The 17,392-nt window shown below is 39.7% G+C and carries 41 protein-coding genes; 16 read left to right on the top strand and 25 right to left on the bottom strand.

Going from position 1 to position 17,392, the window contains the following annotated elements:
* The 16 genes from ACGLXV_RS24595 to ACGLXV_RS24520 all read left to right on the top strand — a co-directional run.
* Nucleotides 1-241: hypothetical protein (locus ACGLXV_RS24595; protein ID WP_391560708.1), on the top strand; the 241-nt coding region annotated here is incomplete at its 5' end.
* Nucleotides 242-253: 12 nt separating this feature from the next.
* The gene (locus ACGLXV_RS24590; protein ID WP_391560707.1) at nucleotides 254-514 is read left to right on the top strand and encodes a hypothetical protein; all 261 of its coding nucleotides are present in this window, start codon (nucleotides 254-256) and stop codon (nucleotides 512-514) included.
* On the top strand, nucleotides 504-857 hold the full coding sequence (locus tag ACGLXV_RS24585; RefSeq protein ID WP_391560706.1) for a hypothetical protein: 354 nt from the start codon (nucleotides 504-506) through the stop codon (nucleotides 855-857). The genes ACGLXV_RS24590 and ACGLXV_RS24585 overlap by 11 nt, the downstream gene beginning before the upstream one ends.
* Before the next feature lie 154 nt (nucleotides 858-1,011).
* Nucleotides 1,012-1,467: a hypothetical protein gene (locus tag ACGLXV_RS24580; RefSeq protein ID WP_391560705.1), complete on the top strand. Its 456-nt coding sequence runs from the start codon at nucleotides 1,012-1,014 to the stop codon at nucleotides 1,465-1,467.
* The gene (locus ACGLXV_RS24575; protein WP_391560704.1) at nucleotides 1,464-1,643 is read left to right on the top strand and encodes a hypothetical protein; all 180 of its coding nucleotides are present in this window, start codon (nucleotides 1,464-1,466) and stop codon (nucleotides 1,641-1,643) included. Before ACGLXV_RS24580 ends, ACGLXV_RS24575 begins: the two co-directional genes overlap by 4 nt.
* Nucleotides 1,636-1,839: a hypothetical protein gene (locus ACGLXV_RS24570; RefSeq protein WP_391560703.1), complete on the top strand. Its 204-nt coding sequence runs from the start codon at nucleotides 1,636-1,638 to the stop codon at nucleotides 1,837-1,839. The genes ACGLXV_RS24575 and ACGLXV_RS24570 overlap by 8 nt, the downstream gene beginning before the upstream one ends.
* A gap of 13 nt (nucleotides 1,840-1,852) precedes the next feature.
* On the top strand, nucleotides 1,853-2,473 hold the full coding sequence (locus tag ACGLXV_RS24565) for a hypothetical protein (protein WP_391560702.1): 621 nt from the start codon (nucleotides 1,853-1,855) through the stop codon (nucleotides 2,471-2,473).
* Complete coding sequence (locus ACGLXV_RS24560; RefSeq protein WP_391560701.1) at nucleotides 2,470-2,757, top strand: hypothetical protein; 288 nt, start codon at nucleotides 2,470-2,472, stop codon at nucleotides 2,755-2,757. Before ACGLXV_RS24565 ends, ACGLXV_RS24560 begins: the two co-directional genes overlap by 4 nt.
* On the top strand, nucleotides 2,750-3,250 hold the full coding sequence (locus tag ACGLXV_RS24555) for a hypothetical protein (RefSeq protein ID WP_391560700.1): 501 nt from the start codon (nucleotides 2,750-2,752) through the stop codon (nucleotides 3,248-3,250). Before ACGLXV_RS24560 ends, ACGLXV_RS24555 begins: the two co-directional genes overlap by 8 nt.
* Nucleotides 3,247-3,453, top strand: coding sequence for a hypothetical protein (locus tag ACGLXV_RS24550; protein ID WP_391560699.1), 207 nt, complete (start codon nucleotides 3,247-3,249; stop codon nucleotides 3,451-3,453). The genes ACGLXV_RS24555 and ACGLXV_RS24550 overlap by 4 nt, the downstream gene beginning before the upstream one ends.
* Nucleotides 3,450-3,695, top strand: coding sequence for a hypothetical protein (locus tag ACGLXV_RS24545; protein WP_391560698.1), 246 nt, complete (start codon nucleotides 3,450-3,452; stop codon nucleotides 3,693-3,695). Before ACGLXV_RS24550 ends, ACGLXV_RS24545 begins: the two co-directional genes overlap by 4 nt.
* Before the next feature lie 418 nt (nucleotides 3,696-4,113).
* Nucleotides 4,114-4,344: a hypothetical protein gene (locus ACGLXV_RS24540; RefSeq protein ID WP_391560697.1), complete on the top strand. Its 231-nt coding sequence runs from the start codon at nucleotides 4,114-4,116 to the stop codon at nucleotides 4,342-4,344.
* Nucleotides 4,341-4,550, top strand: a complete 210-nt coding sequence (locus tag ACGLXV_RS24535) for a hypothetical protein (RefSeq protein WP_391560696.1) — start codon at nucleotides 4,341-4,343, stop codon at nucleotides 4,548-4,550. The genes ACGLXV_RS24540 and ACGLXV_RS24535 overlap by 4 nt, the downstream gene beginning before the upstream one ends.
* Nucleotides 4,540-4,755, top strand: a complete 216-nt coding sequence (locus ACGLXV_RS24530) for a peptide chain release factor family protein (protein ID WP_391560695.1) — start codon at nucleotides 4,540-4,542, stop codon at nucleotides 4,753-4,755. Before ACGLXV_RS24535 ends, ACGLXV_RS24530 begins: the two co-directional genes overlap by 11 nt.
* Entirely contained in the window at nucleotides 4,748-5,167 is a 420-nt protein-coding gene (locus ACGLXV_RS24525; RefSeq protein ID WP_391560694.1) for a hypothetical protein, read from the top strand. Before ACGLXV_RS24530 ends, ACGLXV_RS24525 begins: the two co-directional genes overlap by 8 nt.
* Nucleotides 5,161-5,730 carry a hypothetical protein gene (locus tag ACGLXV_RS24520; protein WP_391560693.1) on the top strand — a complete coding sequence of 190 codons (570 nt, stop codon included), beginning with the start codon at nucleotides 5,161-5,163 and terminating at the stop codon, nucleotides 5,728-5,730. The genes ACGLXV_RS24525 and ACGLXV_RS24520 overlap by 7 nt, the downstream gene beginning before the upstream one ends.
* 871 nt (nucleotides 5,731-6,601) lie before the next feature.
* On the opposite strand, the gene ACGLXV_RS24515 is transcribed toward ACGLXV_RS24520, so the two are convergent.
* The 25 genes from ACGLXV_RS24515 to ACGLXV_RS24395 all read right to left on the bottom strand — a co-directional run bounded on the left by ACGLXV_RS24515 (nucleotide 6,602) and on the right by ACGLXV_RS24395 (nucleotide 17,308).
* Nucleotides 6,602-7,069, bottom strand: a complete 468-nt coding sequence (locus ACGLXV_RS24515) for a hypothetical protein (RefSeq protein ID WP_391560692.1) — start codon at nucleotides 7,067-7,069, stop codon at nucleotides 6,602-6,604.
* 113 nt (nucleotides 7,070-7,182) lie between these two features.
* A complete protein-coding gene (locus ACGLXV_RS24510) occupies nucleotides 7,183-7,383 on the bottom strand; it encodes a hypothetical protein (protein ID WP_391560691.1) in 201 nt (66 codons plus the stop codon).
* A gap of 977 nt (nucleotides 7,384-8,360) precedes the next feature.
* Complete coding sequence (locus tag ACGLXV_RS24505) at nucleotides 8,361-8,585, bottom strand: hypothetical protein (RefSeq protein ID WP_391560690.1); 225 nt, start codon at nucleotides 8,583-8,585, stop codon at nucleotides 8,361-8,363.
* 508 nt (nucleotides 8,586-9,093) lie between these two features.
* A complete protein-coding gene (locus ACGLXV_RS24500; RefSeq protein ID WP_391560689.1) occupies nucleotides 9,094-9,480 on the bottom strand; it encodes a hypothetical protein in 387 nt (128 codons plus the stop codon).
* A 1-nt stretch (nucleotide 9,481) separates the two neighbouring features.
* Nucleotides 9,482-9,775, bottom strand: a complete 294-nt coding sequence (locus ACGLXV_RS24495) for a hypothetical protein (protein WP_391560688.1) — start codon at nucleotides 9,773-9,775, stop codon at nucleotides 9,482-9,484.
* Between the two features lie 12 nt (nucleotides 9,776-9,787).
* Nucleotides 9,788-10,024 carry a hypothetical protein gene (locus tag ACGLXV_RS24490; RefSeq protein WP_391560687.1) on the bottom strand — a complete coding sequence of 79 codons (237 nt, stop codon included), beginning with the start codon at nucleotides 10,022-10,024 and terminating at the stop codon, nucleotides 9,788-9,790.
* Nucleotides 10,014-10,223, bottom strand: coding sequence for a hypothetical protein (locus ACGLXV_RS24485; protein ID WP_391560686.1), 210 nt, complete (start codon nucleotides 10,221-10,223; stop codon nucleotides 10,014-10,016). The genes ACGLXV_RS24490 and ACGLXV_RS24485 overlap by 11 nt, the downstream gene beginning before the upstream one ends.
* Nucleotides 10,220-10,408, bottom strand: a complete 189-nt coding sequence (locus ACGLXV_RS24480) for a hypothetical protein (protein WP_391560685.1) — start codon at nucleotides 10,406-10,408, stop codon at nucleotides 10,220-10,222. Before ACGLXV_RS24480 ends, ACGLXV_RS24485 begins: the two co-directional genes overlap by 4 nt.
* A 319-nt stretch (nucleotides 10,409-10,727) precedes the next feature.
* Nucleotides 10,728-10,910 (bottom strand): hypothetical protein, encoded by a 183-nt coding sequence (locus ACGLXV_RS24475; protein ID WP_391560684.1) that lies wholly within the window; start codon nucleotides 10,908-10,910, stop codon nucleotides 10,728-10,730.
* Nucleotides 10,900-11,058 (bottom strand): hypothetical protein, encoded by a 159-nt coding sequence (locus tag ACGLXV_RS24470; RefSeq protein ID WP_391560683.1) that lies wholly within the window; start codon nucleotides 11,056-11,058, stop codon nucleotides 10,900-10,902. Before ACGLXV_RS24470 ends, ACGLXV_RS24475 begins: the two co-directional genes overlap by 11 nt.
* A gap of 154 nt (nucleotides 11,059-11,212) precedes the next feature.
* Nucleotides 11,213-11,425, bottom strand: coding sequence for a hypothetical protein (locus ACGLXV_RS24465; protein ID WP_391560682.1), 213 nt, complete (start codon nucleotides 11,423-11,425; stop codon nucleotides 11,213-11,215).
* Nucleotides 11,426-11,551: 126 nt separating this feature from the next.
* The gene (locus tag ACGLXV_RS24460; RefSeq protein WP_391560681.1) at nucleotides 11,552-12,292 is read right to left on the bottom strand and encodes a hypothetical protein; all 741 of its coding nucleotides are present in this window, start codon (nucleotides 12,290-12,292) and stop codon (nucleotides 11,552-11,554) included.
* Nucleotides 12,293-12,372: 80 nt separating this feature from the next.
* Nucleotides 12,373-12,726, bottom strand: a complete 354-nt coding sequence (locus tag ACGLXV_RS24455) for a hypothetical protein (protein ID WP_391560680.1) — start codon at nucleotides 12,724-12,726, stop codon at nucleotides 12,373-12,375.
* A 166-nt stretch (nucleotides 12,727-12,892) separates the two neighbouring features.
* A complete protein-coding gene (locus ACGLXV_RS24450; protein ID WP_391560679.1) occupies nucleotides 12,893-13,093 on the bottom strand; it encodes a hypothetical protein in 201 nt (66 codons plus the stop codon).
* Nucleotides 13,090-13,344, bottom strand: coding sequence for a hypothetical protein (locus ACGLXV_RS24445; protein WP_391560678.1), 255 nt, complete (start codon nucleotides 13,342-13,344; stop codon nucleotides 13,090-13,092). Before ACGLXV_RS24445 ends, ACGLXV_RS24450 begins: the two co-directional genes overlap by 4 nt.
* A gap of 1 nt (nucleotide 13,345) precedes the next feature.
* Nucleotides 13,346-13,573 carry a hypothetical protein gene (locus ACGLXV_RS24440; RefSeq protein ID WP_391560677.1) on the bottom strand — a complete coding sequence of 76 codons (228 nt, stop codon included), beginning with the start codon at nucleotides 13,571-13,573 and terminating at the stop codon, nucleotides 13,346-13,348.
* Nucleotides 13,574-13,586: 13 nt separating this feature from the next.
* Entirely contained in the window at nucleotides 13,587-14,060 is a 474-nt protein-coding gene (locus tag ACGLXV_RS24435; RefSeq protein ID WP_391560676.1) for a hypothetical protein, read from the bottom strand.
* A gap of 11 nt (nucleotides 14,061-14,071) precedes the next feature.
* Nucleotides 14,072-14,518, bottom strand: a complete 447-nt coding sequence (locus ACGLXV_RS24430) for a hypothetical protein (protein ID WP_391560675.1) — start codon at nucleotides 14,516-14,518, stop codon at nucleotides 14,072-14,074.
* A 123-nt stretch (nucleotides 14,519-14,641) separates the two neighbouring features.
* Nucleotides 14,642-15,040: a hypothetical protein gene (locus ACGLXV_RS24425; protein ID WP_391560674.1), complete on the bottom strand. Its 399-nt coding sequence runs from the start codon at nucleotides 15,038-15,040 to the stop codon at nucleotides 14,642-14,644.
* Nucleotides 15,041-15,042: 2 nt separating this feature from the next.
* The gene (locus tag ACGLXV_RS24420; RefSeq protein WP_391560673.1) at nucleotides 15,043-15,243 is read right to left on the bottom strand and encodes a hypothetical protein; all 201 of its coding nucleotides are present in this window, start codon (nucleotides 15,241-15,243) and stop codon (nucleotides 15,043-15,045) included.
* A gap of 189 nt (nucleotides 15,244-15,432) precedes the next feature.
* On the bottom strand, nucleotides 15,433-15,687 hold the full coding sequence (locus ACGLXV_RS24415; protein ID WP_391560672.1) for a hypothetical protein: 255 nt from the start codon (nucleotides 15,685-15,687) through the stop codon (nucleotides 15,433-15,435).
* Nucleotides 15,688-15,817: 130 nt separating this feature from the next.
* Nucleotides 15,818-16,225, bottom strand: a complete 408-nt coding sequence (locus ACGLXV_RS24410) for a hypothetical protein (RefSeq protein WP_391560671.1) — start codon at nucleotides 16,223-16,225, stop codon at nucleotides 15,818-15,820.
* 152 nt (nucleotides 16,226-16,377) lie between these two features.
* Nucleotides 16,378-16,650, bottom strand: a complete 273-nt coding sequence (locus tag ACGLXV_RS24405; protein WP_391560670.1) for a hypothetical protein — start codon at nucleotides 16,648-16,650, stop codon at nucleotides 16,378-16,380.
* On the bottom strand, nucleotides 16,647-17,054 hold the full coding sequence (locus tag ACGLXV_RS24400; RefSeq protein ID WP_391560669.1) for a beta-sandwich lipoprotein: 408 nt from the start codon (nucleotides 17,052-17,054) through the stop codon (nucleotides 16,647-16,649). The genes ACGLXV_RS24405 and ACGLXV_RS24400 overlap by 4 nt, the downstream gene beginning before the upstream one ends.
* A 20-nt stretch (nucleotides 17,055-17,074) precedes the next feature.
* Nucleotides 17,075-17,308, bottom strand: coding sequence for a hypothetical protein (locus tag ACGLXV_RS24395; protein WP_391560668.1), 234 nt, complete (start codon nucleotides 17,306-17,308; stop codon nucleotides 17,075-17,077).
* Between the last annotated feature and the right edge of the window lie 84 nt (nucleotides 17,309-17,392).

The following is a 17,392-nucleotide window of genomic DNA, read 5'->3' as shown; positions in this document are numbered from 1 at the left end:
GACAGGCTGTACAATCAGTCCTGTAAAGCAGAACAATGGAGTTATAGCCGGTCCCGGAACATTCTACGCTAAATGGCAGAAATCTGTTCTAGATGAATGTTCTGATAAAGCTGCTGAAGTGGTGCTGAGACTAGTTGCTGAGAAATACAAGGAAGGAATCCTTCTTACGGAAGAACAGATTGTTATGATTCATGAAATGTTGGTTAAGAAGTGTTCTATGAATAGTGGGTTGGTTATTTAATTGGAGAAGAGTATGAAAAGTTTAGAGGAATGGATGTCAGTAGGTAGAGAATATATAAAATACCGCAACAGACATGATTCACATGTTGTGGGTGATGAACTTTACTATTATTGTAAGGACATCAAAGATTATAGACTAGGTATTGTGTACAATGTAGTCGAGCATGAGATGATGAAACACTATATTTTAGAAGTCGACTGTCACGTTGGCAGTTTTCTAGTATTGCAGAGTCAATATCAAATACGGACAAAGGGAGAGATTAATGACAAATAAATCGTTTACACCAATGACTGAAGCTCAACGAGAAGAAGTGCGCCTTAAACGGCTTGCTGACCAAGAATATGCACGACAGAATGTAATTCTAGACAGACCAGACGAACCTTACTGGAAAGCTGAAGCATCTGCTCGTGGAATCCGTATGCCTCAGTGGCACATTATGGGGACTGAAGTAAAATATGTGAAAAGAGCTTGTAAGAAACTTGGTATTGATGTAAAAGAGTATGTTGAATCTACAGGCTTTAAAACTTTGAAAGAATTTGCTGAATCTAACCCTAAATTCAATGCTGTAGCTATGGTTGGGCTAGTAATTGAGTATGCTGTAGACAAAGGACTCTGATAAACAGGGTATTCTTCAAACGAAATAGGGTAAGTTGGCGTAGTTTTACCCTATTAAAACTGTTTTGTGAAGAAAAAGCTTGCGTACTATGTCTGAGGGTGTTATCCTTCTTTTCAGGGTATAAAACTCCCTATAAATCATTTTGGAGAATATCATGATTAAAAGACTTTTAGCTCTCAGGTATGTATGTAAGAAATATGGTCTTAAACCAAAGCTAAAATTGTTTGGTGATGAGGGCTGGGTGTGGCCTGAAGGACGTATTATTTGTGTAAGCTTATTCCAGAAAAATTTCTATGAAACCTTGTATCATGAAGTTGGACATTTCGTAGCAGATAGGTCTTTAGGCTTTAAAAGGAAATATTTTAAAGCCAGTTGGATAGGTAGGCTACGGTTTAATGGTTGTTATGATGCATTTGTGAGAATAGAAGAAGAGGCTAAAGCTAGTAAGTTTTCCATGAGGGTTACAAAAACTGAAGACAAAGGGTTTCTGAAAAGATCTTGGTACACGTATACCAGTTCTGTAGCTAAATGTATAAATGCAAGTGAGCTTGACAGGTACATCACAACTGTTGCTAAATACAACAAATATTTTGAGGGGAATATAAAATGACTTTAATTATTATCTATTTCATCGTTGCACTTGTAGTCTCCTACATACATGCACACATCAGCACAGCTAAGGGTAAGAAATATGATTTGAAGAATGATTGGATATTGTGTCTTCTGTGGCCTCTTGTTATTGTTGCTGTGATTTATACGGCTGTTACTGGAGATGGTGATGCTTGATACCTTAGAAAAGCAATTACCTGTATTTATCCGTATGGCACAAGACGTTCGCCTAGATACAACACTTCTTCCAAACACTAAGTACGCGTTTGAGGATGTGAAGACTAATGGAGCTTGGATGGTGTTTAGTCAAGCTTATAGTCTAGGTGTTCGGGATGGGCAGAAAGATGTCTATGATAATTTGTATAAAGATTAATTAGGAGTAGAAGATGTTTAAAAGAATTAAAGAGTTCTTCAATCTTAGTGGCGAATTGGATATGAGTGGCTGGTTTGATCAGATGGAAGCAGAATCCAAAGCTTCTATGCCTATAGTGAAGCCACCAAAAGGTAAGGATATCTCTGAACCTGTGTTTGCTATGCTGAATGCTTGGAAGCAGAATCCTAAACGTTTTAAAATAAAGGAGTGTCAGAAGTTTTCAGATATTTATTACAATCGATGGTCCACCACTGGGAGTTGCCGGAATTCTGTGCTATGGGGTTTAAACGTAATTGATACACAGGAATCTGTACAACTAGGGTTCAGCGTATACCTAGAGTGGGAGGCATACAGCGATATAAGTGGAGATCTTTGTAGTATATTCGGAAATTGGTTTGGACAACACAAAGTTTATCCGGTACTTGGAGGTAAGGTTTGCTCTAAGCCTTCTTGGATGACTCAGGACGAATTGGAGTTTATCACTAAAACTGTCACACCGTATTACCTAAACCGTGTTAACCGTTATCGTGATATTGTCGAGTCCCGTGTAGATCGCACGCGTAAGGCAAGTGAACTCAAATCTGAAATTGCTAAACAGAAAGAGCGCCAACGACTGAGTGAGGTTTACAAATGATTGTAGTAAATGACTTGTGCGGAGATGAAAATTCATTGGAGGTCATATACCTTACAAAATATATACAGGATAGCCTATACAAAGCTCTATTGAGCATAGAACCAGTCTCATATGAGGATTCTATTAAGGTTGTTGAAAGTCAATACAGGAAAGTATTAACAGATGTCTATACAAAAGAGGGATATGACCCTCAAGTAAAGTGTGAGCTTCAGCAAGATGGTAAAATTAAAGTAAACTTCTTGTGTCCACAGTGGATGGCTGATAGGATAAATGAAGATGATTGAACCCATCACACACGACAGTCTATGCCTACTCGCTGAGAAGTTCTTAATGAAGAATGCATTCGGCGTAGTGTTTAATGATAAGTTTAAAGCCTATACAAATACAGGGGAACAACCTGATTGCCTTGGATTTAGAAGTGGTGTATCCTGTCTTATTGAATGCAAAACTTCTAGATCAGATTTCTTGGCAGATAAGAGAAAGAAATTTAGGGTAGATCCAACATTAGGTATGGGTGATTGGAGGTTCTTTCTAGCACCAACAGGGCTTATTTCTGTTGATGAACTTCCCACTAGATGGGGTTTACTTGAGACGGATGGTAAGAGAGTGAAGAAGATATCTGGATTTCCTATGAACACTGGTTGGTTTGATAAACCATTTACAGGAAATAAACAAGCTGAGTGTGATTATATGTATTCAGCTTGTAGGCGAATGGTTATTAGAGGTCATTTTAAAGAAATTTATGATGGTGTTCCGATTAAGGAGATTTACAAATGACAGCTAAATCACCAACACCAATGCCGGAGAATATCCAAAGGCCAAAGGCTCCTACTGCACCGCCTAAACCACCGCTCATGCGTGTAGGGTGTAACAGTAATCCATGCCCTCTATGTGGCAGTGGGATGAAACCTAATTGGTTTTTCTTTAAGTCAAAAGGGTGTTATCAACCTGAGTGTGAGAATTATTGGAGAAAAGAATGACAAAGCATTTTACCGAAGAGGGTGGTAGTTGCGTTCTTGGGGAGTTTATCTCACTTAAAGAGCTGGCACAGAGAGAACGAGCCACGACAAAACCGTTCATAGTCAGCACAAAACAGAAAGAGTATTTCATTAAAGGAATGGGGCTAGAGGAGTTTAAACAATATGTCCGAAATTATGGATTTGATAGCATTCTAATTATTGATAACTTTGGTGAGCCCGCCAAGGGGGAAATTATTCTATGACGGACACACACGAGAAATGCTCTTGTGGAAGCAGACAGAAATCTAAGTGTGTGAAAGAGAGTACTTCCATAAATGGAGCTAGGTATGGGAAGATGTGTTTGAAAGCTGGAGTCTCTATCATGGACATCTCAACAGAGAAGTCTGTACAAATATCCGAAAGAGGTAGGGAGAAGATCCTAGATGATTTACTACGATAGGGGTGAAGAATGATACAAATATTGGCTATAGGCTTAATCTTATCTTGGGTTGCAAACATGCTTTGGACATACAAAGAGGAGAAAAGGTGTTTCAATACAACTTTTAAGAAGAATTTCTTAACACCAAGTAATTATATGTTATCCTTTTGTGAATCTATTATCACCTTCGTTGTACTTACTGTGATAGCGGTAACACTGCTAACTGCATTTGGAATTATCTTATGAATCTCTACGATGAACTGCTTAAGATAGGAGTTACACAAGTAACTGAGAAATGGCATGATCTGCTGGTTATCGAACTGATTCTTGAAGGAGACTTTAAAGATGAGGATGTTGCAAAGTGTTTATACCAACATTCTCCTGTGTGTTATTGGAATGTAGGAGAGACAACACATATTTACGAGGATGAATATGGTATGTTGCATAGATATGGATTTACTAGAGGTTTATGATGAAAAACAACGGCTGTAATGAAGACGGATGGGATTTGTATGAGGAACAAACTAGACAAGAGTTTGAGTATTATGCTGTACGTAGAGGTTATTCAGTAGGAAGGGATAAGGAGTATAGTTTCTTTTATGCTGAGCAGCGGGCAGCAGATGCTTGGGAGATGTATCTTCATGGGCATGTTAAGGGGAGGGGTTGGGATGAATCTTAAACCAGAAGACCTAGAAATCAGCACATACCCACCATATAAAACTGGAGGACAACATGTGGGACTTACTCACAGTGGAGTTCTTATTGTTCATCAGCCTACAGGACTTGGTGTTGTGTCTGTTAGTGAGAGATCACAGTTTCGTAACAAAGAAAGGGCTTTAGTTATGTTGGAAATATTGGTTGAGTTGGAGAGTGGTAATGAGTGAGCACTACGTTTATGCAGTATTTGTAGAGAAGAGGTTGAAGTATATTGGAATGGGGAAAGGTTCTAGGTTTGAGCACGGATGCAGTGGTTGCAGTCACGTCTTTGGTTTGAATGAAGCTTACTTTGATGGAAAGAATATTGAAGTTGGTATTATAAAAGATAGACTTGCTGAATCTGAGGCTTCTAGATTAGAGCTTAGTCTTATATGGGGATTTGGATCTTCTGAGCACATTGCACTATTCAACAATAAAGGCAACACATTACAAACTCAGACTTATCCAAATATGACAGAGGCTGAGTTCTATGCTGAATGCAACATTATAAGGGATGTAAAATATGTTCGTGGTGAGTACGCAAGGAAAAGAAATAAAATCTACAGTGATAAAAACAGAGGTGAAGATATTACATGGTAGTCGATGTTAAGAAAGAAGCTGAAAGCCTGAGAAAACAGGGGCTGACATATAAGCAGATCGTAAGCGCCTTAGATGGCGCTGTTTCTGTTGATTGGTGTAAGAGGAATCTTAAAGGTACTGAAGGGTGTAGTAAAGAAAGGATCAATCCTGAATGTGTCAATGAAATAGTAAATCTAGGTGAACGCCCTCAAGGGTTATTGTTATACGAGGCTAACGGAATTATTAAGAAATACTACCCTGATGCTAATGACTATAAACTCAGATACATCAGAGAGAAAGCTAAGAGTACCAGTAAAAACTGTATAATTCACAATGGATGGATTGATTATATGAAACCAAATGAAAGCCACAAAGCAATTAATGCTTTTGCTCTGCACCTAATGGATCAAGTAGATAGTATGGTTGAGGATTATATGTTCTCATACCCCAATGCAAACAAATGGTCTGTAAGGTATGAGATGTTAAAGCTTGCATTTGATCAAGCCATCTCTAAGGAGTCTTTGAACTCAAGGGCATACTACAATGAACTACTGGCTGAAAATATGGAGACGAGATATAAGTAGCCGCACCAATTACCTATGGTTTATAAAGTGCACCTACTAACCGCACCTAACCACACTAATATTAATACGTGCAAGTGCACCTTGAAGAAATATCTCTTGCAACCAAAATATCCCAACTTCCCCTTTCAGGACACTTAGCTTGTATTAGTGAGTGTCCTTTCTTGTACCTGAAAATATGTCAAAGCCTTATAAATAAAGGTTCTTAGTTACTGCAAAACTTGGATCTCTAGTCATAGCGTTAAGCTTGTCACAGCCCCGGCCACCTGTCAAGCACTATCTTATAGAAATATCCTATTAAATTGTATTGCTCGATATAGGATAGCTATCTAATAATCTCGGAGCAACACTTGTACCAAGTCCCTGATCAATAGTTATTACTCATCACAGAGTGTTACTATAAGCCGCATTTACCATAATGCCTAATCTATGCAATGTTACCTCATACACATAACCTATGACTACTAGCCAGAGAACGAGCGTAGCGAGTGATACCTACCACACCTCACCCTCTCTTGTCAACATACCTAATAACACACTACTAGGCAGCTGATATGTGTAGCTGAGACGTATTGGACAGGTGTTTGGGAGGGATTATTAGTCTGTCCCACATACTGGGATGAGGAAAGTTGGAGGGAAACGATAACGAGCTTAACCAATGAGGATGTTTTGACTAACCCTGTTCAGCCACTAGAACGCACCTAGAACACTTTGAGAGTACATATGTACTCTAGAATTGATAAGGCTTTGACTGAGTTTAATAGTATCAATGAATGAGGCGTGCTAACGCACCTTGGAAGGATGTTTATTAATACTGTAGATAACATTAAGCCACTCAAATGAGTGGCTTATAATTCCCTGCTAGAGTTGTCTGTTAACGTTGTTCGTAAGCCCGTTGAATGTCTGCACAAATGGACTCAAGAGATGCTTCATACATGTCCAGAGTGTCTGTGGTGAACATCTCTTCTTCAGTCTTGCAGTCACACAAAGCATTCTCAGCAGCGGCTGTACCGATGTGACAGGTACGACCTACGGTGATGATTTGAAAGGCTTTGTCATTCCACTCAAGGGTGTCCATCCATTCGATGGCTTTAGCAATGGATTTCATGTACTTAGCTTCCAGTTCCAGAGAGGCTTTGTCCCATGCTGATGAAGTCATCTTAGTCATTTCATTCTTCCTTTTGTTTGGTTGTTTGTTGCTCTGGTCTTCATTATCTAATAGGGAAGAAATGCTGTCAAGCAATTTATTTGTCTTTGTTACACTTCTCTTCGCAGAAAGAACAAGTTGTGTGGATGAGGTCACAATAACAGGTTGATAGGGCATCGTAAGGTGTTGGTTCAACAAACAGGCCTCCTTGGCCGATGCAACTGAGACAACAGACGAACTGATCTAATGGGGATAAACCTGTTCCATCACAAGACTTACAGTGTGAATATTCTACTTTCTCTTTCATTTCACACTCCTAAAAGGATTGACAACTCAACCAAACGAGCTTTAGCTTTCTCTCTTGCTACAATAATGGAACGTTCAAACTGAATAAAGCGATCAGAGTTTTTAGAGAATCCTGACTCAATACGGATACGCTCTTGAGCAAAGAAGTCTGCGAGATTCTTCAGAGCTTGCTCTTTTCCTTCTACTTCTTGTTTAATTTTCATCCATTTATTAGCCACTTTGCCGGTGCCGTTGCATTTGTAGCAAGCTTGACCGTTGAAACTAACCCAGCCTGTGCCACCCTCCCCCTTGCACTTAGGGCAATTGATCATCTTGCAATCTTTCTTGTTAGCTGCTTCGATGAGTTTAGTGAAGATGGACATTTTTAATTCCTTTATGTTGTTTGGTGGTGCGTGCCTATTATCTCTAGATTGAAGATTCCTGTCAATACCCTTTCATCAGCTGTCTATTGAATAGTTTTCTATTAATAATGTTGTACTAATAGAGGCTACAAAACACACAGGCATCCTCCTTGTTTACCTCCGAGCCTCCTCGGTAAAAGTAGTTTATCAATAATTGAATTCAGAAGGAAGACTATTTTCACCTATTTATTCCTATTCTATATTGTCAGTTGATAGGCTTTATCTAAGTCCAATACAAGCCCTTATAAGGCTCTCTGAGACGTGTCTTAGTATAGTCTTCACACTGTCATGTCTTTCTTTCTAAAACAGCGTACCAATAACCATGCCAGAATTGCGTGTAAGAAATGTTTATTTCATGACTATTTCTTATCTTTTAGTCACAACTGTCAAAGATGTTCAAACTTAACAGATGTGCTACAGTCTCTCAAAGAGAACTGGAGAATACCACCCGTAGTCACCAAACATCAGGAAGGATGTATACTGTTCAGCACGTTCTACATAGTCCCACAGGATTAGTCCATTGATGATGAAGGGTGTGATGACTGGTTGTTTGTCGAAGTTCATGATGTTGTCCTAGTGTGGATTTGTGGAAGGGAGCGCTATGAACTATTCATCTTGTTTGTTAGGGAGGGGCTAGATCTCTCTACTCTCCCATTGCCCCCTCTTGTACCATCACAAGGTTACGGGGTTTCCTCAAGACTACCTAACTAGCTAACTCCCTTTCACAACTTAATTATAGCGCTTTTTAGATTTAGTGCAAGGATTATTTTTGAGTTTCTTTATTTTCCTGTAAAATCCAGATCGCCTACGTCCAAGTCTGAACAACCATCGGCACCGAAGTCTGTAACATTCCAGTAACCAATAATACCACGCACTTCATCTGAAAAGGTGAAGTCATAAAAGGTGACACTACCATCAACATTGTTGATTCTATAGACAGCCTTTGGGTTGCTATTAGTGACTTTAACCACTGCTTGACTGATAGTAAGGCCCTTGGTGATCATTTCGTTCTCCCTTCTGTTTGCTTACCTTGTATAAAGAATTATAGACAAAAAGAAAGGCTCAATCAAGAGCCTTTTAGTATTTATTTTCAATATTTATCACTCATTATAGCCTCTCCACTATCGCTCCATATCTTGTGATAGACAGGCTCTGTCTTTACATTCGTGTTGTCTTTAGTAAGTGAATAGAGAAGAAAAGCTATCGACAAGATCATTTTATTTCTCCTTGATTATTCAGCTATGTAGCAATCAGATTCTTTATAACCTTTCATGTCCATGTACTTACGTTCAAGCTTAGCACATTGCTCAAAGGCTTCGTTCTCTTCTTGTTGGCTAGAGACAGTCCAAGATGCTGGCTGATAAGCATCACACTGGCTAGGAGATGAGCAGAGTGCTACGTAAAGGAGGATAGTGTACATGATTGTGCTTCCTGTGTTTGTCTTTGATGTACTAATTGTATAGGCAAACAAAAAGGCCGTCAAGCGGCCTGTAAGGTTTATTTCTATTTATTTTAGCCTGATGCACCCATCATATCATCACCAAACCAAGGATCTTCGTCATCATTACTGAAGTCAAAAGGTTCATCTTGTGTGTTATGGTTGATAGGTCTAATCACCCAATCTTCAACATTCAAAGCATAATCGCCTGAAGTCGTAAGACTTACCATGCAGTCTTGACAGACATTCTTATATTCATCACCTAAGTCAAGTGTCCATTCAAGGTGTTCTGAGCAAAAGTATTTATCACAACTATGCTCATCTTCTCCATGCATACCGCCACAAGCATATGACAAACCTCTGTCAATAGATTTATTACAGTCCTCATGGTCACATATTGCTTCATGTGCATAACCAATCAACCGACCTTGTTTATCTTTACCGCAATGTGACCAGCTCATTTTAATCTCCTATGAATCCATAACTGATAGTGACATCTTCTGGTTTATATTTACTCATTACATCAGCTATCTCCGTCAATCTATACTCCTCCAACTTATCCCACACTTGATACTGCTGACTCCACTTATAAAGCCTCTTCCCCTTAAGCTCATAACGATAATCTGTTAGTGTATCTTGTCCAGCCACTTTCAGATAAGCTGTTGTGTTGTCAACATATGTACACAAAAGAGTATGGCGATTGAAGATTGATTGTTCTAGGAGGTATTTGTTTCCTTCGGTGAATTGAATAGTCATGCTAAGTATTCCTCAAATCTTCAATAAAAGCTTTTCTATTGATTCCTTCATCCCAATAGGGACATCATATTCACTGAAGTAGTCCCAAGCTTCTAACATCTCTTTCAATAAAACCCTAGCTTCTTTGATGTTAACTCTTTTATACTCAAGTTCATCAATTGCCACTCTAACAACACAAGATGATAGGCCGTCTATTTCATCAGCAATTCTATTCAAATGCCGTAGGTCAACGTAAGCTTCACAAGGCATTTTCTTTATCCCTCAAAATCTTCATCAAAGCTCTTAGTCTATCACTGTCGGACATCTCGTCCGGTGCGTGTGACTTGCCGTGTAGAACATAGTGAGCATCATTCTTTTGCATATATTTACGCAGACTTTCAATCTCTTTGGTAATCTGTTTAATGGTCTTTGTTGACCAAATGTCTTGGAATCTTTCATGCATATTCATTTAACTATTACTCCATCTTGTTCGATGGATTCTATGCTGTACCCTTCTTCACACTGAAGATATTTAGCAATCATCGGACCAATCTTAACAACGTTGACAGTTTGGGTATCTATTGCCAAATGTCCGAACTCTTCTACAGCTGCTTTGATTGCTTCTTCACGAGTTTTGTAGATTTTGATAGCCACGATCTTTACTCAGTTCCTAGAAGAGCTTTTCTCTTCTTTCTGTTTGTAATTCTAGCACAACCTTACCTAACGTCAAGCATTTATTTCAATCTTTTTAAGCCCTAGTGGCGCTTGAACGTTAGGACTGCTTGTCAGTCCCTCTCCCAATTCATCCGTTTAGCATCCCTAGCTTGCTTATAGCTCTTTGCTTTCTTTGTTAAGGATGTTTCATTACTATTAATATAGCTTTGTTTACCGTTCTTGCTTGTGTATTTTTGTTTATATTCGTAGGGATTGCTTTCTGCGAAAGCTTCAGAGAAAGTTTCTGTGTAGATGTTGTTCATTTGGTTTGTTCCGGTTTAATGTTATAGAACGATTCCGTATGCCCAAACTCAACAAGACGATTTTCTAAAGTTGTTATATAGTCGAGTAGGGCATCTTCAGACAGTTTCCACACATCAGGATCACCGCCAACATCCCATATCAACTCCGAAACCAAATTCATTGCGTGTTCACTTGCCATTATTCATTTCTCCATTAACAATTATATACCACAAACCAAGCTCACGCCACACTTTCATGCTTGTGTGTCCTTGGTTGGCTAGATTTTGCACAGTAGCCATAGCAGCGCTTAGGGAGGTGTGCTGAAGTGGGCTGTGTTGTGTGGTCATTATCGTTTACTCTTAGGCTCTACATCATAATAGGAATTACAGGTTGGACATTTAGCTTTCAAACTACCCATCTCAACAACCAATAAACCAGCGTGATTTTTGAACCATAGTTTAGCATTATCTTTAGGACAATTCCATGTGTTCTTTGGAAGGTTCATTTTACTAGCTCAACTTTTGAAATAAAGTAATAACCATCTACCCACCGAGATATGGCTTCTTCATTAACAATGTTGAGTACAACAACCCACCAGACTTTCTCTTCACGGAACACTTTAAAGCTACTAAAACCTTCCGAGATAAGCTCCTCAATCTTAACCATTGCTGCACTGAGAGTGTCATACTGCGTATGCTGTTGTGTATGGTTCATTTCTTCTTTCCTTTCTTAGCACGACGTTCAGTAGAATTCTTAGAGAGTTGACACATGCACTCAAAACACGGTTTAAACGGGTGCTGAACCCAGTAGTTTGAATCTCTGCAAGTATGTTCTTTCATGTTACACTTCCTTTAAGGTTTGAACGTATGCTTTCGTTCTGTTGTTCCATCTTACCAACGTTCTAGCCACTACACAAGCCTTCTGAAGAATCTTTTTAAAAGAATTTCTATCAGACAATTCATCGATAACTTCTGCGAAGAATCTACCCCCTACAGGTGACGAATAGCTTTCCCCATGTCCGTTGTTGTCTGAGGGGTTAGGGAAGGTTTCGGTGTAAGAAATTGCCTCATCTTCGTAGGATTCTTCCTGTTTCTGGACAGGTGTAACAGCCTTCTTCAACAACTCTTCAGCACGACGTAGCTTCTTGAATGCAACCTCACGTAGCAAGGTATATTCTTCAGCACTAAACTCACCAGCTTTGAAGGCTGCTTCTAGCTCGATTGCTTCTGAGCGGAGTTTGTCGACACGAGCTGACTGAGGCAAGATTCTGTTCTTCAATGGAACTTTTGTTGCTTTCTTAATTGGTATGTGATCTGCGTAAGCAAGTAAATTCGCTTTCCCGTTCGGCAATGTATGAGCCAAACTAACAGTCTCATTTACAGCATGCAGTTCTTCAGGAACGTTATAACTGTCTGTTAGTTGTTTTCTCATATGCCAGTAGTCGGCACCAGAAAGGTCACGGGTTTCCATAGTGATAGGATTCTTCCATTGCTTGCCATTACGAGACAGGCAAGACCAGTCGTCATAGTCCCCTAGTGTCGAGGATTCACCAAAACCTGAACGACCTTTACCTTTCCACATGTCACACCTCTAAAGCTTTCTGTTCATGATGTGATGATTGTATAGGCAAACAAAAAGAGCGTCAAGCGCTCTTTAAGGCCTTACAAGAAAGATTTAGGGGCTACAGCTTTCTCAAGCTTGCGATTTGTCCAACGAGAAGGCATCTGATTTGCCCAATACGTCTTTGTACCATCTGGTTTTAGTACAAATCCTTGTGATGCATAGGCATACATTCGGTTTGCTGTCCAGAACTGTATTGTGTAACCATTATTAAATTTGACTGTTGTGTTATAAGTGTCACTACAACTGACAGACTCAATACCGGAACCAAGACATTCTTGAATTGCAATGTCCAAGCCTTTATTAGTTTCATAGTTACGCAACCATGGTGTTGTGAAATAATAGAACATAGCACAACCAAGCAACACAAGAATTACATACACTGAGACCATCATTTCTTCTCCTTAATCAGTTGTTTTAGTAGTTCAATTTGTTCATCACGTTTCCTGTCTTCCAACCTCTTACGCCTGTTCCCCTCACTGACTGCAACACAAATCCACAGAAGTACAAAAGGTGGGAAGATGATAGTGAGTATCAGGAAAAAGCAGTGGGATAATCCGCTCATGAGACAGGCTCCAATTCATACTTGAAATAATTCGTCCAAGCTTGCTGCCCAACACAATAAAAGATATGAACTGTGTTGTTACTAAAGCGTTGAATATTACCGTTACTTTTCAGGCTGAACTGATAGCTTTCACCAGCTTTGAAGGCTATAGAGCCATCTGTCATAATGACATCAGCGAAACACCTGAGAGTGATCATGGCTTATCTCCTATGACAACTTTACCAATCTGTACCTTGCCATCATCAACGATGACATCTTTCAGGTAGGCATTGGACACTTTAAACCGGTCACTACCAATACGTTTCTCTAGACGCAAGGAGATTGCCTGAACCTTAACTCGATAAGGTGTGCCGGACTGAGCGGTTTTCTGCATGTGTCCGTAACGATCCTCTTTCCAACCCCAGAGGATTAAGGCTTCTTTGATGGTTTCTATTTTAGGCTTTTTCATTTCAGTTAGCCTCATCAGCATAAATACTTTTCACCACATAACGAATCGCTCCGTATTTCATGTCCGGACGATTGGCCTGAGCAGAAGCACGTTTACGTTCAGTGTAGACCTTGCCAACCTGTGCTTTGGTCTGAATGTCGATGATTACGTATGTGGTCATGGCTGCCATTCCTTGTGTGTTGTTTGTCTTGCTTGAGGTAACTATAAGGCACCTTGAGGCTACTGTCAACAATTATTTTCAATTATTTTGCACAAATCTCATAAACCACACCACCACTGGTCCACGTACCACTACCATCCCTATTACGTACTTTCAAGTTTTGTACACATTCAGCACCTTCGCCTAAACTCTTTGCTTTGTTCCAAGCATCCCTCAAGAATCGATAATAGAATGGTCCAAGACCTGATGATGGAGAATAGTTTGGGCCATAGACAATCCAAGACTTAGTAATCTGTGCAGCCTTACTAGATGGGAAGTGACCTTTCTCATTCTTGACATACTGAGTGTTGATGACCAAATCTTTCTCGTAGGCTTCATCGTAACGTGCTGGCGCCTTGTACAGATAGCCTGTCTTGATTTCTTCTTGAACACCTTCAACAATAACTTTGCAACGTTTGTCACCATCATAATGGAGAATTTTAACTTCGCGGATTGGTGCCTCTTCACCTGAGATATCACCTAGCTCAAGGATTGGATAGTCTGTAAATGCTTTCATGTGAACTCCTATCAATAACCTAAAGATTTCATCACACGATCAAGGTGATGACTTTCCTTCAGTTCTTTTTCGATGATCTTACGTTTCACCTCATTAGAGGGTTTAGGTGCAAGGCGTTTCAAAGCTTGCAATTCTTGGTAGTGATTCTCTTCAGCTTCTGCAATAGCTTGATTATTCTCAATCTCCTTTTGAGCGTCTGCACATAGGCACACATAACCACTTACTTCATAGCCCATGTAATCAGGTTGGATAGGCATAGGTCGCTCACCACAGTACACACAATAATACTGACCATAAGTTTTGGAAGGTTTCAGGTCTTCATGTCGACTGTCCCAAGACATTTTATAACCGTGTTCATCTTCACCATGACGACCACCATGCTTACCAACCCACACACGATGGAAGAATTTGTAAGTGCTTTCGATAGCGTGTTCTGGAATTCCGTGTTTGTAAGTCATTACGTTAATCCTTGTGTTTGGTTTGTATAAGTCAAATCTTAATCTACACACCCCGCCTTGTAAAGTCCTTTCTCAAACTATTTTCACACAGACAAGAAAAAGCCCGCACAAAGGCGGGCAATGTCATTCCTGTGGAGCTAGAATTTTCTTACAAGAATCGCTTATGATCAGTAGCTTTGAACGATTCTCTATAGCGCTTTGACTAACAACCTCCGTCAACTCAGCTATACCCTCAACTACTTCCACAAAAGCTTCTAGTTGTTGCTTCAATTGGTCAATCTCAGTCTGTTGTAAATCAAACAGCTCGTTCATCAGTTGAATGCGTTCTTGAGTGTCGTCTGTACTTGGAAGACTAGGAGCTTCTTCCTTTAGAAGCTCCACAATAAACTGATCATACATGTCAGCAGTACCAACAGGTGCTAAAGTTGTCACCTTATATTCAGGATCATCTTTAGCCCAATCGGGAACAGCGTCTAAGATGTACTCTCTTCCATCACGAGTGATCAAGTATTTGATAATCATGATCAATTCTGCCTTGCGATACTGCGGAATGCTTCAGCAAGGGTTTTCTTGATCCTTGATTTTCCATCCAATCGTTGAACGAGGTATCCCTCAGACCGTTTGATAATCAGACCTTTGAAATTCCCAGATACATCATAAACACGTCTGGTTGTGTTACCTGACACTGGGGAAAACTCACCTTTCACTTTTGCTTGATTAGCCATGATATTTCACCTTAAGAATTTTAGAAAGAAACACAGCGGGTAATTCCTCTGTGCGTTGTCTCCTTGCTCTTCAGAGGCTACTGCTATCTTTCTCCTCTTTGTGAAATGAATACTAGCTCACCTTGACCATGGCCGTCAAGGGGATTGTCGATAAAATGTAAAAAGATTTATAAAAATCCCTTTAGAAAATCAGTCAGGCAATCCCTCTTCATAAATTAATCCTTGCAAAACAAGGGCTTCCTCAATAGCGCCAAGCTGGATAGCATAGGCTTCATCCACACCATTTTTATATTTTTCACCCTCAGGAAGCCACAACCATGATACAAAGTGTTGCTCCAATGTAGCTTTCGAGAGGTTCAAGGCGTTCGTGCAATCACACAAAGCTTGGTTGTAAACTGTTGGGTTACGCAGCGATTCCAGAGCAACTTTTATTTCTTGGTTCATTTTTAAAGCTCCTTGCATTAGGGGTGTATCATGGTTGAAACAGGTCTGTATGGCTAATCTTACACCTTTCGGATCCGAAGGCAATCGAAATTAGAGGGAATTTTCTAATTTCTTTCACAAAATTTTCTGATCATTTGTTGATCAATTCTTGAAGCTTGGCCGCTTGCGTCTGTAGCTCTGCAATCTGATCCATCACTTTGTCAAGCTGAATTTGTTCTGGTGTTTGAGTTTCAGGAAATTCCACAGAATCCACTACTGCCTTAAATGTCATCTTGATTTCTTTTTCTCCAAGCTTTTCGTCGATACTGAATGTATGACAAAACCGTCCGTCTTCATAAGGGCTAAGCATAAGGTAGTTAGTATCCGTGTAGTTTACTTCTTTGTTACCATGCGCTTGCCAGCTGAAACCTTCCTGAAACAACCACTCCTGTGCAGCCTTGGAAATTTCAGGTGTGGGGGTGTAGATAAACCACTTATCCTTCTTGATATCAAACATAGCTTTCTTCTCATCAACGATTTCTACATCGGTTTTAACCAAGCCCCAACCACTATGCTCAGAGTCATTGGTCACTAGATAGTCGGTGTAATCTGCCTAAGTTTCTCTTACGTCAAACACTTAACCAATCTTATTCGCATACCAATAACTACTCAGTGCGGCCTTAATCACTTTAACTTTCATACTATCCCCTATTAAAATTCACCAAAGAAAGAAGATTCTTTCCAACTATTATACCGCTTAATCCCTTTATACACCAAGCTTTTCTCTTTGTAAAATTTTACTGCTTTAGGAATGATCACTCTCTGGGTATGGCTCTGCCCTGAAGCAATCTCATAAACTGTAGCTGCTGTGTGAAATAGAGTTTGTTTGACAGTATTCATTTTACCCTCTGAATTGCTTAAGAGTGTGATTAGGAAACGCTCAAGGTCTTGTTCTAGTTGGGATGGAATGTATTGGGGTTTCATTTCACCAGATCCTTGACGGCCTCAGTGCTACCTTTAAAGTCTACATCTGGTAGAATAGTTTGAGGTTTAAAGATTACTTTGTAGTGATACACACTAACATCTTCTCCATCCAATTGTTCACTAAAGTATGTCACATTATCACTGAGCCCAAGGCTGTGTTTCTTATACTCTTTAGGTCCTGTCTTACATGTCACATCGAGCTTATTAGCATTCTGTGCATCAAAAGAACAACGACCTTCAAGGGACAACATATAATCCCCGGTGATACCATTGTAAAACACAATACGACGATTGATTTCAAACATATCAGCAGCTTGCGAAAGATTGCGTGAAGCTACACGAGCATCATTGTCACAGCCAGCGAGGGCTGTCAACAGACCACACAAAACAATAATCTTTTTCATTTTAAATACCCTAAATTTAATTAAAACATCCCAGTTATCTGATGCCATTTGTCTTCTACGAACTTAATTCCACGACAATATTCAATATCCCAATCACCCTTATCTGGCCACATTCCTATGTGTTGTTCAAGGGCTGTTACACTTAAGTTGCATGCATAAGAGCAATCGTGAAGAGCTTCGTTAAAATCTTCACTTTCAGTCGATTCATTCAAAGAATTCTGTAGCTGTGTTTTTAATAGGTCAAGAGGGTTCATTTAACCAACTCCAGTTCTTCTTTAGTTGCATAAAATGTCATACCGTCCGTTCGGTCTTCGTGAGAGACTAGAAACTCCCCTAAT

Origin of the sequence: Robertmurraya sp. (assembly GCF_036676585.1) — a bacterium.
Lineage (GTDB): Bacteria > Bacillota > Bacilli > Bacillales > Cytobacillaceae > Robertmurraya_A.
Note: the sequence above shows the minus strand (reverse complement) of the source record. Positions and strands in the feature narration are given on the sequence as shown.

Bases quoted from the DNA above. Each gene is read 5' to 3' on its own strand.
- ACGLXV_RS24590 (WP_391560707.1), top strand. From the start codon at position 254: ATGAAAAGTTTAGAGGAATGGATGTCAGTAGGTAGAGAATATATAAAA.
- ACGLXV_RS24585 (WP_391560706.1), top strand. From the start codon at position 504: ATGACAAATAAATCGTTTACACCAATGACTGAAGCTCAACGAGAAGAA.
- ACGLXV_RS24580 (WP_391560705.1), top strand. From the start codon at position 1,012: ATGATTAAAAGACTTTTAGCTCTCAGGTATGTATGTAAGAAATATGGT.
- ACGLXV_RS24575 (WP_391560704.1), top strand. From the start codon at position 1,464: ATGACTTTAATTATTATCTATTTCATCGTTGCACTTGTAGTCTCCTAC.
- ACGLXV_RS24570 (WP_391560703.1), top strand. From the start codon at position 1,636: ATGCTTGATACCTTAGAAAAGCAATTACCTGTATTTATCCGTATGGCA.
- ACGLXV_RS24565 (WP_391560702.1), top strand. From the start codon at position 1,853: ATGTTTAAAAGAATTAAAGAGTTCTTCAATCTTAGTGGCGAATTGGAT.
- ACGLXV_RS24560 (WP_391560701.1), top strand. From the start codon at position 2,470: ATGATTGTAGTAAATGACTTGTGCGGAGATGAAAATTCATTGGAGGTC.
- ACGLXV_RS24555 (WP_391560700.1), top strand. From the start codon at position 2,750: ATGATTGAACCCATCACACACGACAGTCTATGCCTACTCGCTGAGAAG.
- ACGLXV_RS24550 (WP_391560699.1), top strand. From the start codon at position 3,247: ATGACAGCTAAATCACCAACACCAATGCCGGAGAATATCCAAAGGCCA.
- ACGLXV_RS24545 (WP_391560698.1), top strand. From the start codon at position 3,450: ATGACAAAGCATTTTACCGAAGAGGGTGGTAGTTGCGTTCTTGGGGAG.
- ACGLXV_RS24540 (WP_391560697.1), top strand. From the start codon at position 4,114: ATGAATCTCTACGATGAACTGCTTAAGATAGGAGTTACACAAGTAACT.
- ACGLXV_RS24535 (WP_391560696.1), top strand. From the start codon at position 4,341: ATGATGAAAAACAACGGCTGTAATGAAGACGGATGGGATTTGTATGAG.
- ACGLXV_RS24530 (WP_391560695.1), top strand. From the start codon at position 4,540: ATGAATCTTAAACCAGAAGACCTAGAAATCAGCACATACCCACCATAT.
- ACGLXV_RS24525 (WP_391560694.1), top strand. From the start codon at position 4,748: ATGAGTGAGCACTACGTTTATGCAGTATTTGTAGAGAAGAGGTTGAAG.
- ACGLXV_RS24520 (WP_391560693.1), top strand. From the start codon at position 5,161: ATGGTAGTCGATGTTAAGAAAGAAGCTGAAAGCCTGAGAAAACAGGGG.
- ACGLXV_RS24510 (WP_391560691.1), bottom strand. From the start codon at position 7,383: ATGAAAATTAAACAAGAAGTAGAAGGAAAAGAGCAAGCTCTGAAGAAT.
- ACGLXV_RS24505 (WP_391560690.1), bottom strand. From the start codon at position 8,585: ATGATCACCAAGGGCCTTACTATCAGTCAAGCAGTGGTTAAAGTCACT.
- ACGLXV_RS24500 (WP_391560689.1), bottom strand. From the start codon at position 9,480: ATGAGCTGGTCACATTGCGGTAAAGATAAACAAGGTCGGTTGATTGGT.
- ACGLXV_RS24495 (WP_391560688.1), bottom strand. From the start codon at position 9,775: ATGACTATTCAATTCACCGAAGGAAACAAATACCTCCTAGAACAATCA.
- ACGLXV_RS24490 (WP_391560687.1), bottom strand. From the start codon at position 10,024: ATGCCTTGTGAAGCTTACGTTGACCTACGGCATTTGAATAGAATTGCT.
- ACGLXV_RS24485 (WP_391560686.1), bottom strand. From the start codon at position 10,223: ATGAATATGCATGAAAGATTCCAAGACATTTGGTCAACAAAGACCATT.
- ACGLXV_RS24475 (WP_391560684.1), bottom strand. From the start codon at position 10,910: ATGGCAAGTGAACACGCAATGAATTTGGTTTCGGAGTTGATATGGGAT.
- ACGLXV_RS24470 (WP_391560683.1), bottom strand. From the start codon at position 11,058: ATGACCACACAACACAGCCCACTTCAGCACACCTCCCTAAGCGCTGCT.
- ACGLXV_RS24465 (WP_391560682.1), bottom strand. From the start codon at position 11,425: ATGAACCATACACAACAGCATACGCAGTATGACACTCTCAGTGCAGCA.
- ACGLXV_RS24460 (WP_391560681.1), bottom strand. From the start codon at position 12,292: ATGTGGAAAGGTAAAGGTCGTTCAGGTTTTGGTGAATCCTCGACACTA.
- ACGLXV_RS24455 (WP_391560680.1), bottom strand. From the start codon at position 12,726: ATGATGGTCTCAGTGTATGTAATTCTTGTGTTGCTTGGTTGTGCTATG.
- ACGLXV_RS24450 (WP_391560679.1), bottom strand. From the start codon at position 13,093: ATGATCACTCTCAGGTGTTTCGCTGATGTCATTATGACAGATGGCTCT.
- ACGLXV_RS24445 (WP_391560678.1), bottom strand. From the start codon at position 13,344: ATGAAAAAGCCTAAAATAGAAACCATCAAAGAAGCCTTAATCCTCTGG.
- ACGLXV_RS24435 (WP_391560676.1), bottom strand. From the start codon at position 14,060: ATGAAAGCATTTACAGACTATCCAATCCTTGAGCTAGGTGATATCTCA.
- ACGLXV_RS24430 (WP_391560675.1), bottom strand. From the start codon at position 14,518: ATGACTTACAAACACGGAATTCCAGAACACGCTATCGAAAGCACTTAC.
- ACGLXV_RS24425 (WP_391560674.1), bottom strand. From the start codon at position 15,040: ATGATTATCAAATACTTGATCACTCGTGATGGAAGAGAGTACATCTTA.
- ACGLXV_RS24420 (WP_391560673.1), bottom strand. From the start codon at position 15,243: ATGGCTAATCAAGCAAAAGTGAAAGGTGAGTTTTCCCCAGTGTCAGGT.
- ACGLXV_RS24415 (WP_391560672.1), bottom strand. From the start codon at position 15,687: ATGAACCAAGAAATAAAAGTTGCTCTGGAATCGCTGCGTAACCCAACA.
- ACGLXV_RS24405 (WP_391560670.1), bottom strand. From the start codon at position 16,650: ATGAAACCCCAATACATTCCATCCCAACTAGAACAAGACCTTGAGCGT.
- ACGLXV_RS24400 (WP_391560669.1), bottom strand. From the start codon at position 17,054: ATGAAAAAGATTATTGTTTTGTGTGGTCTGTTGACAGCCCTCGCTGGC.
- ACGLXV_RS24395 (WP_391560668.1), bottom strand. From the start codon at position 17,308: ATGAACCCTCTTGACCTATTAAAAACACAGCTACAGAATTCTTTGAAT.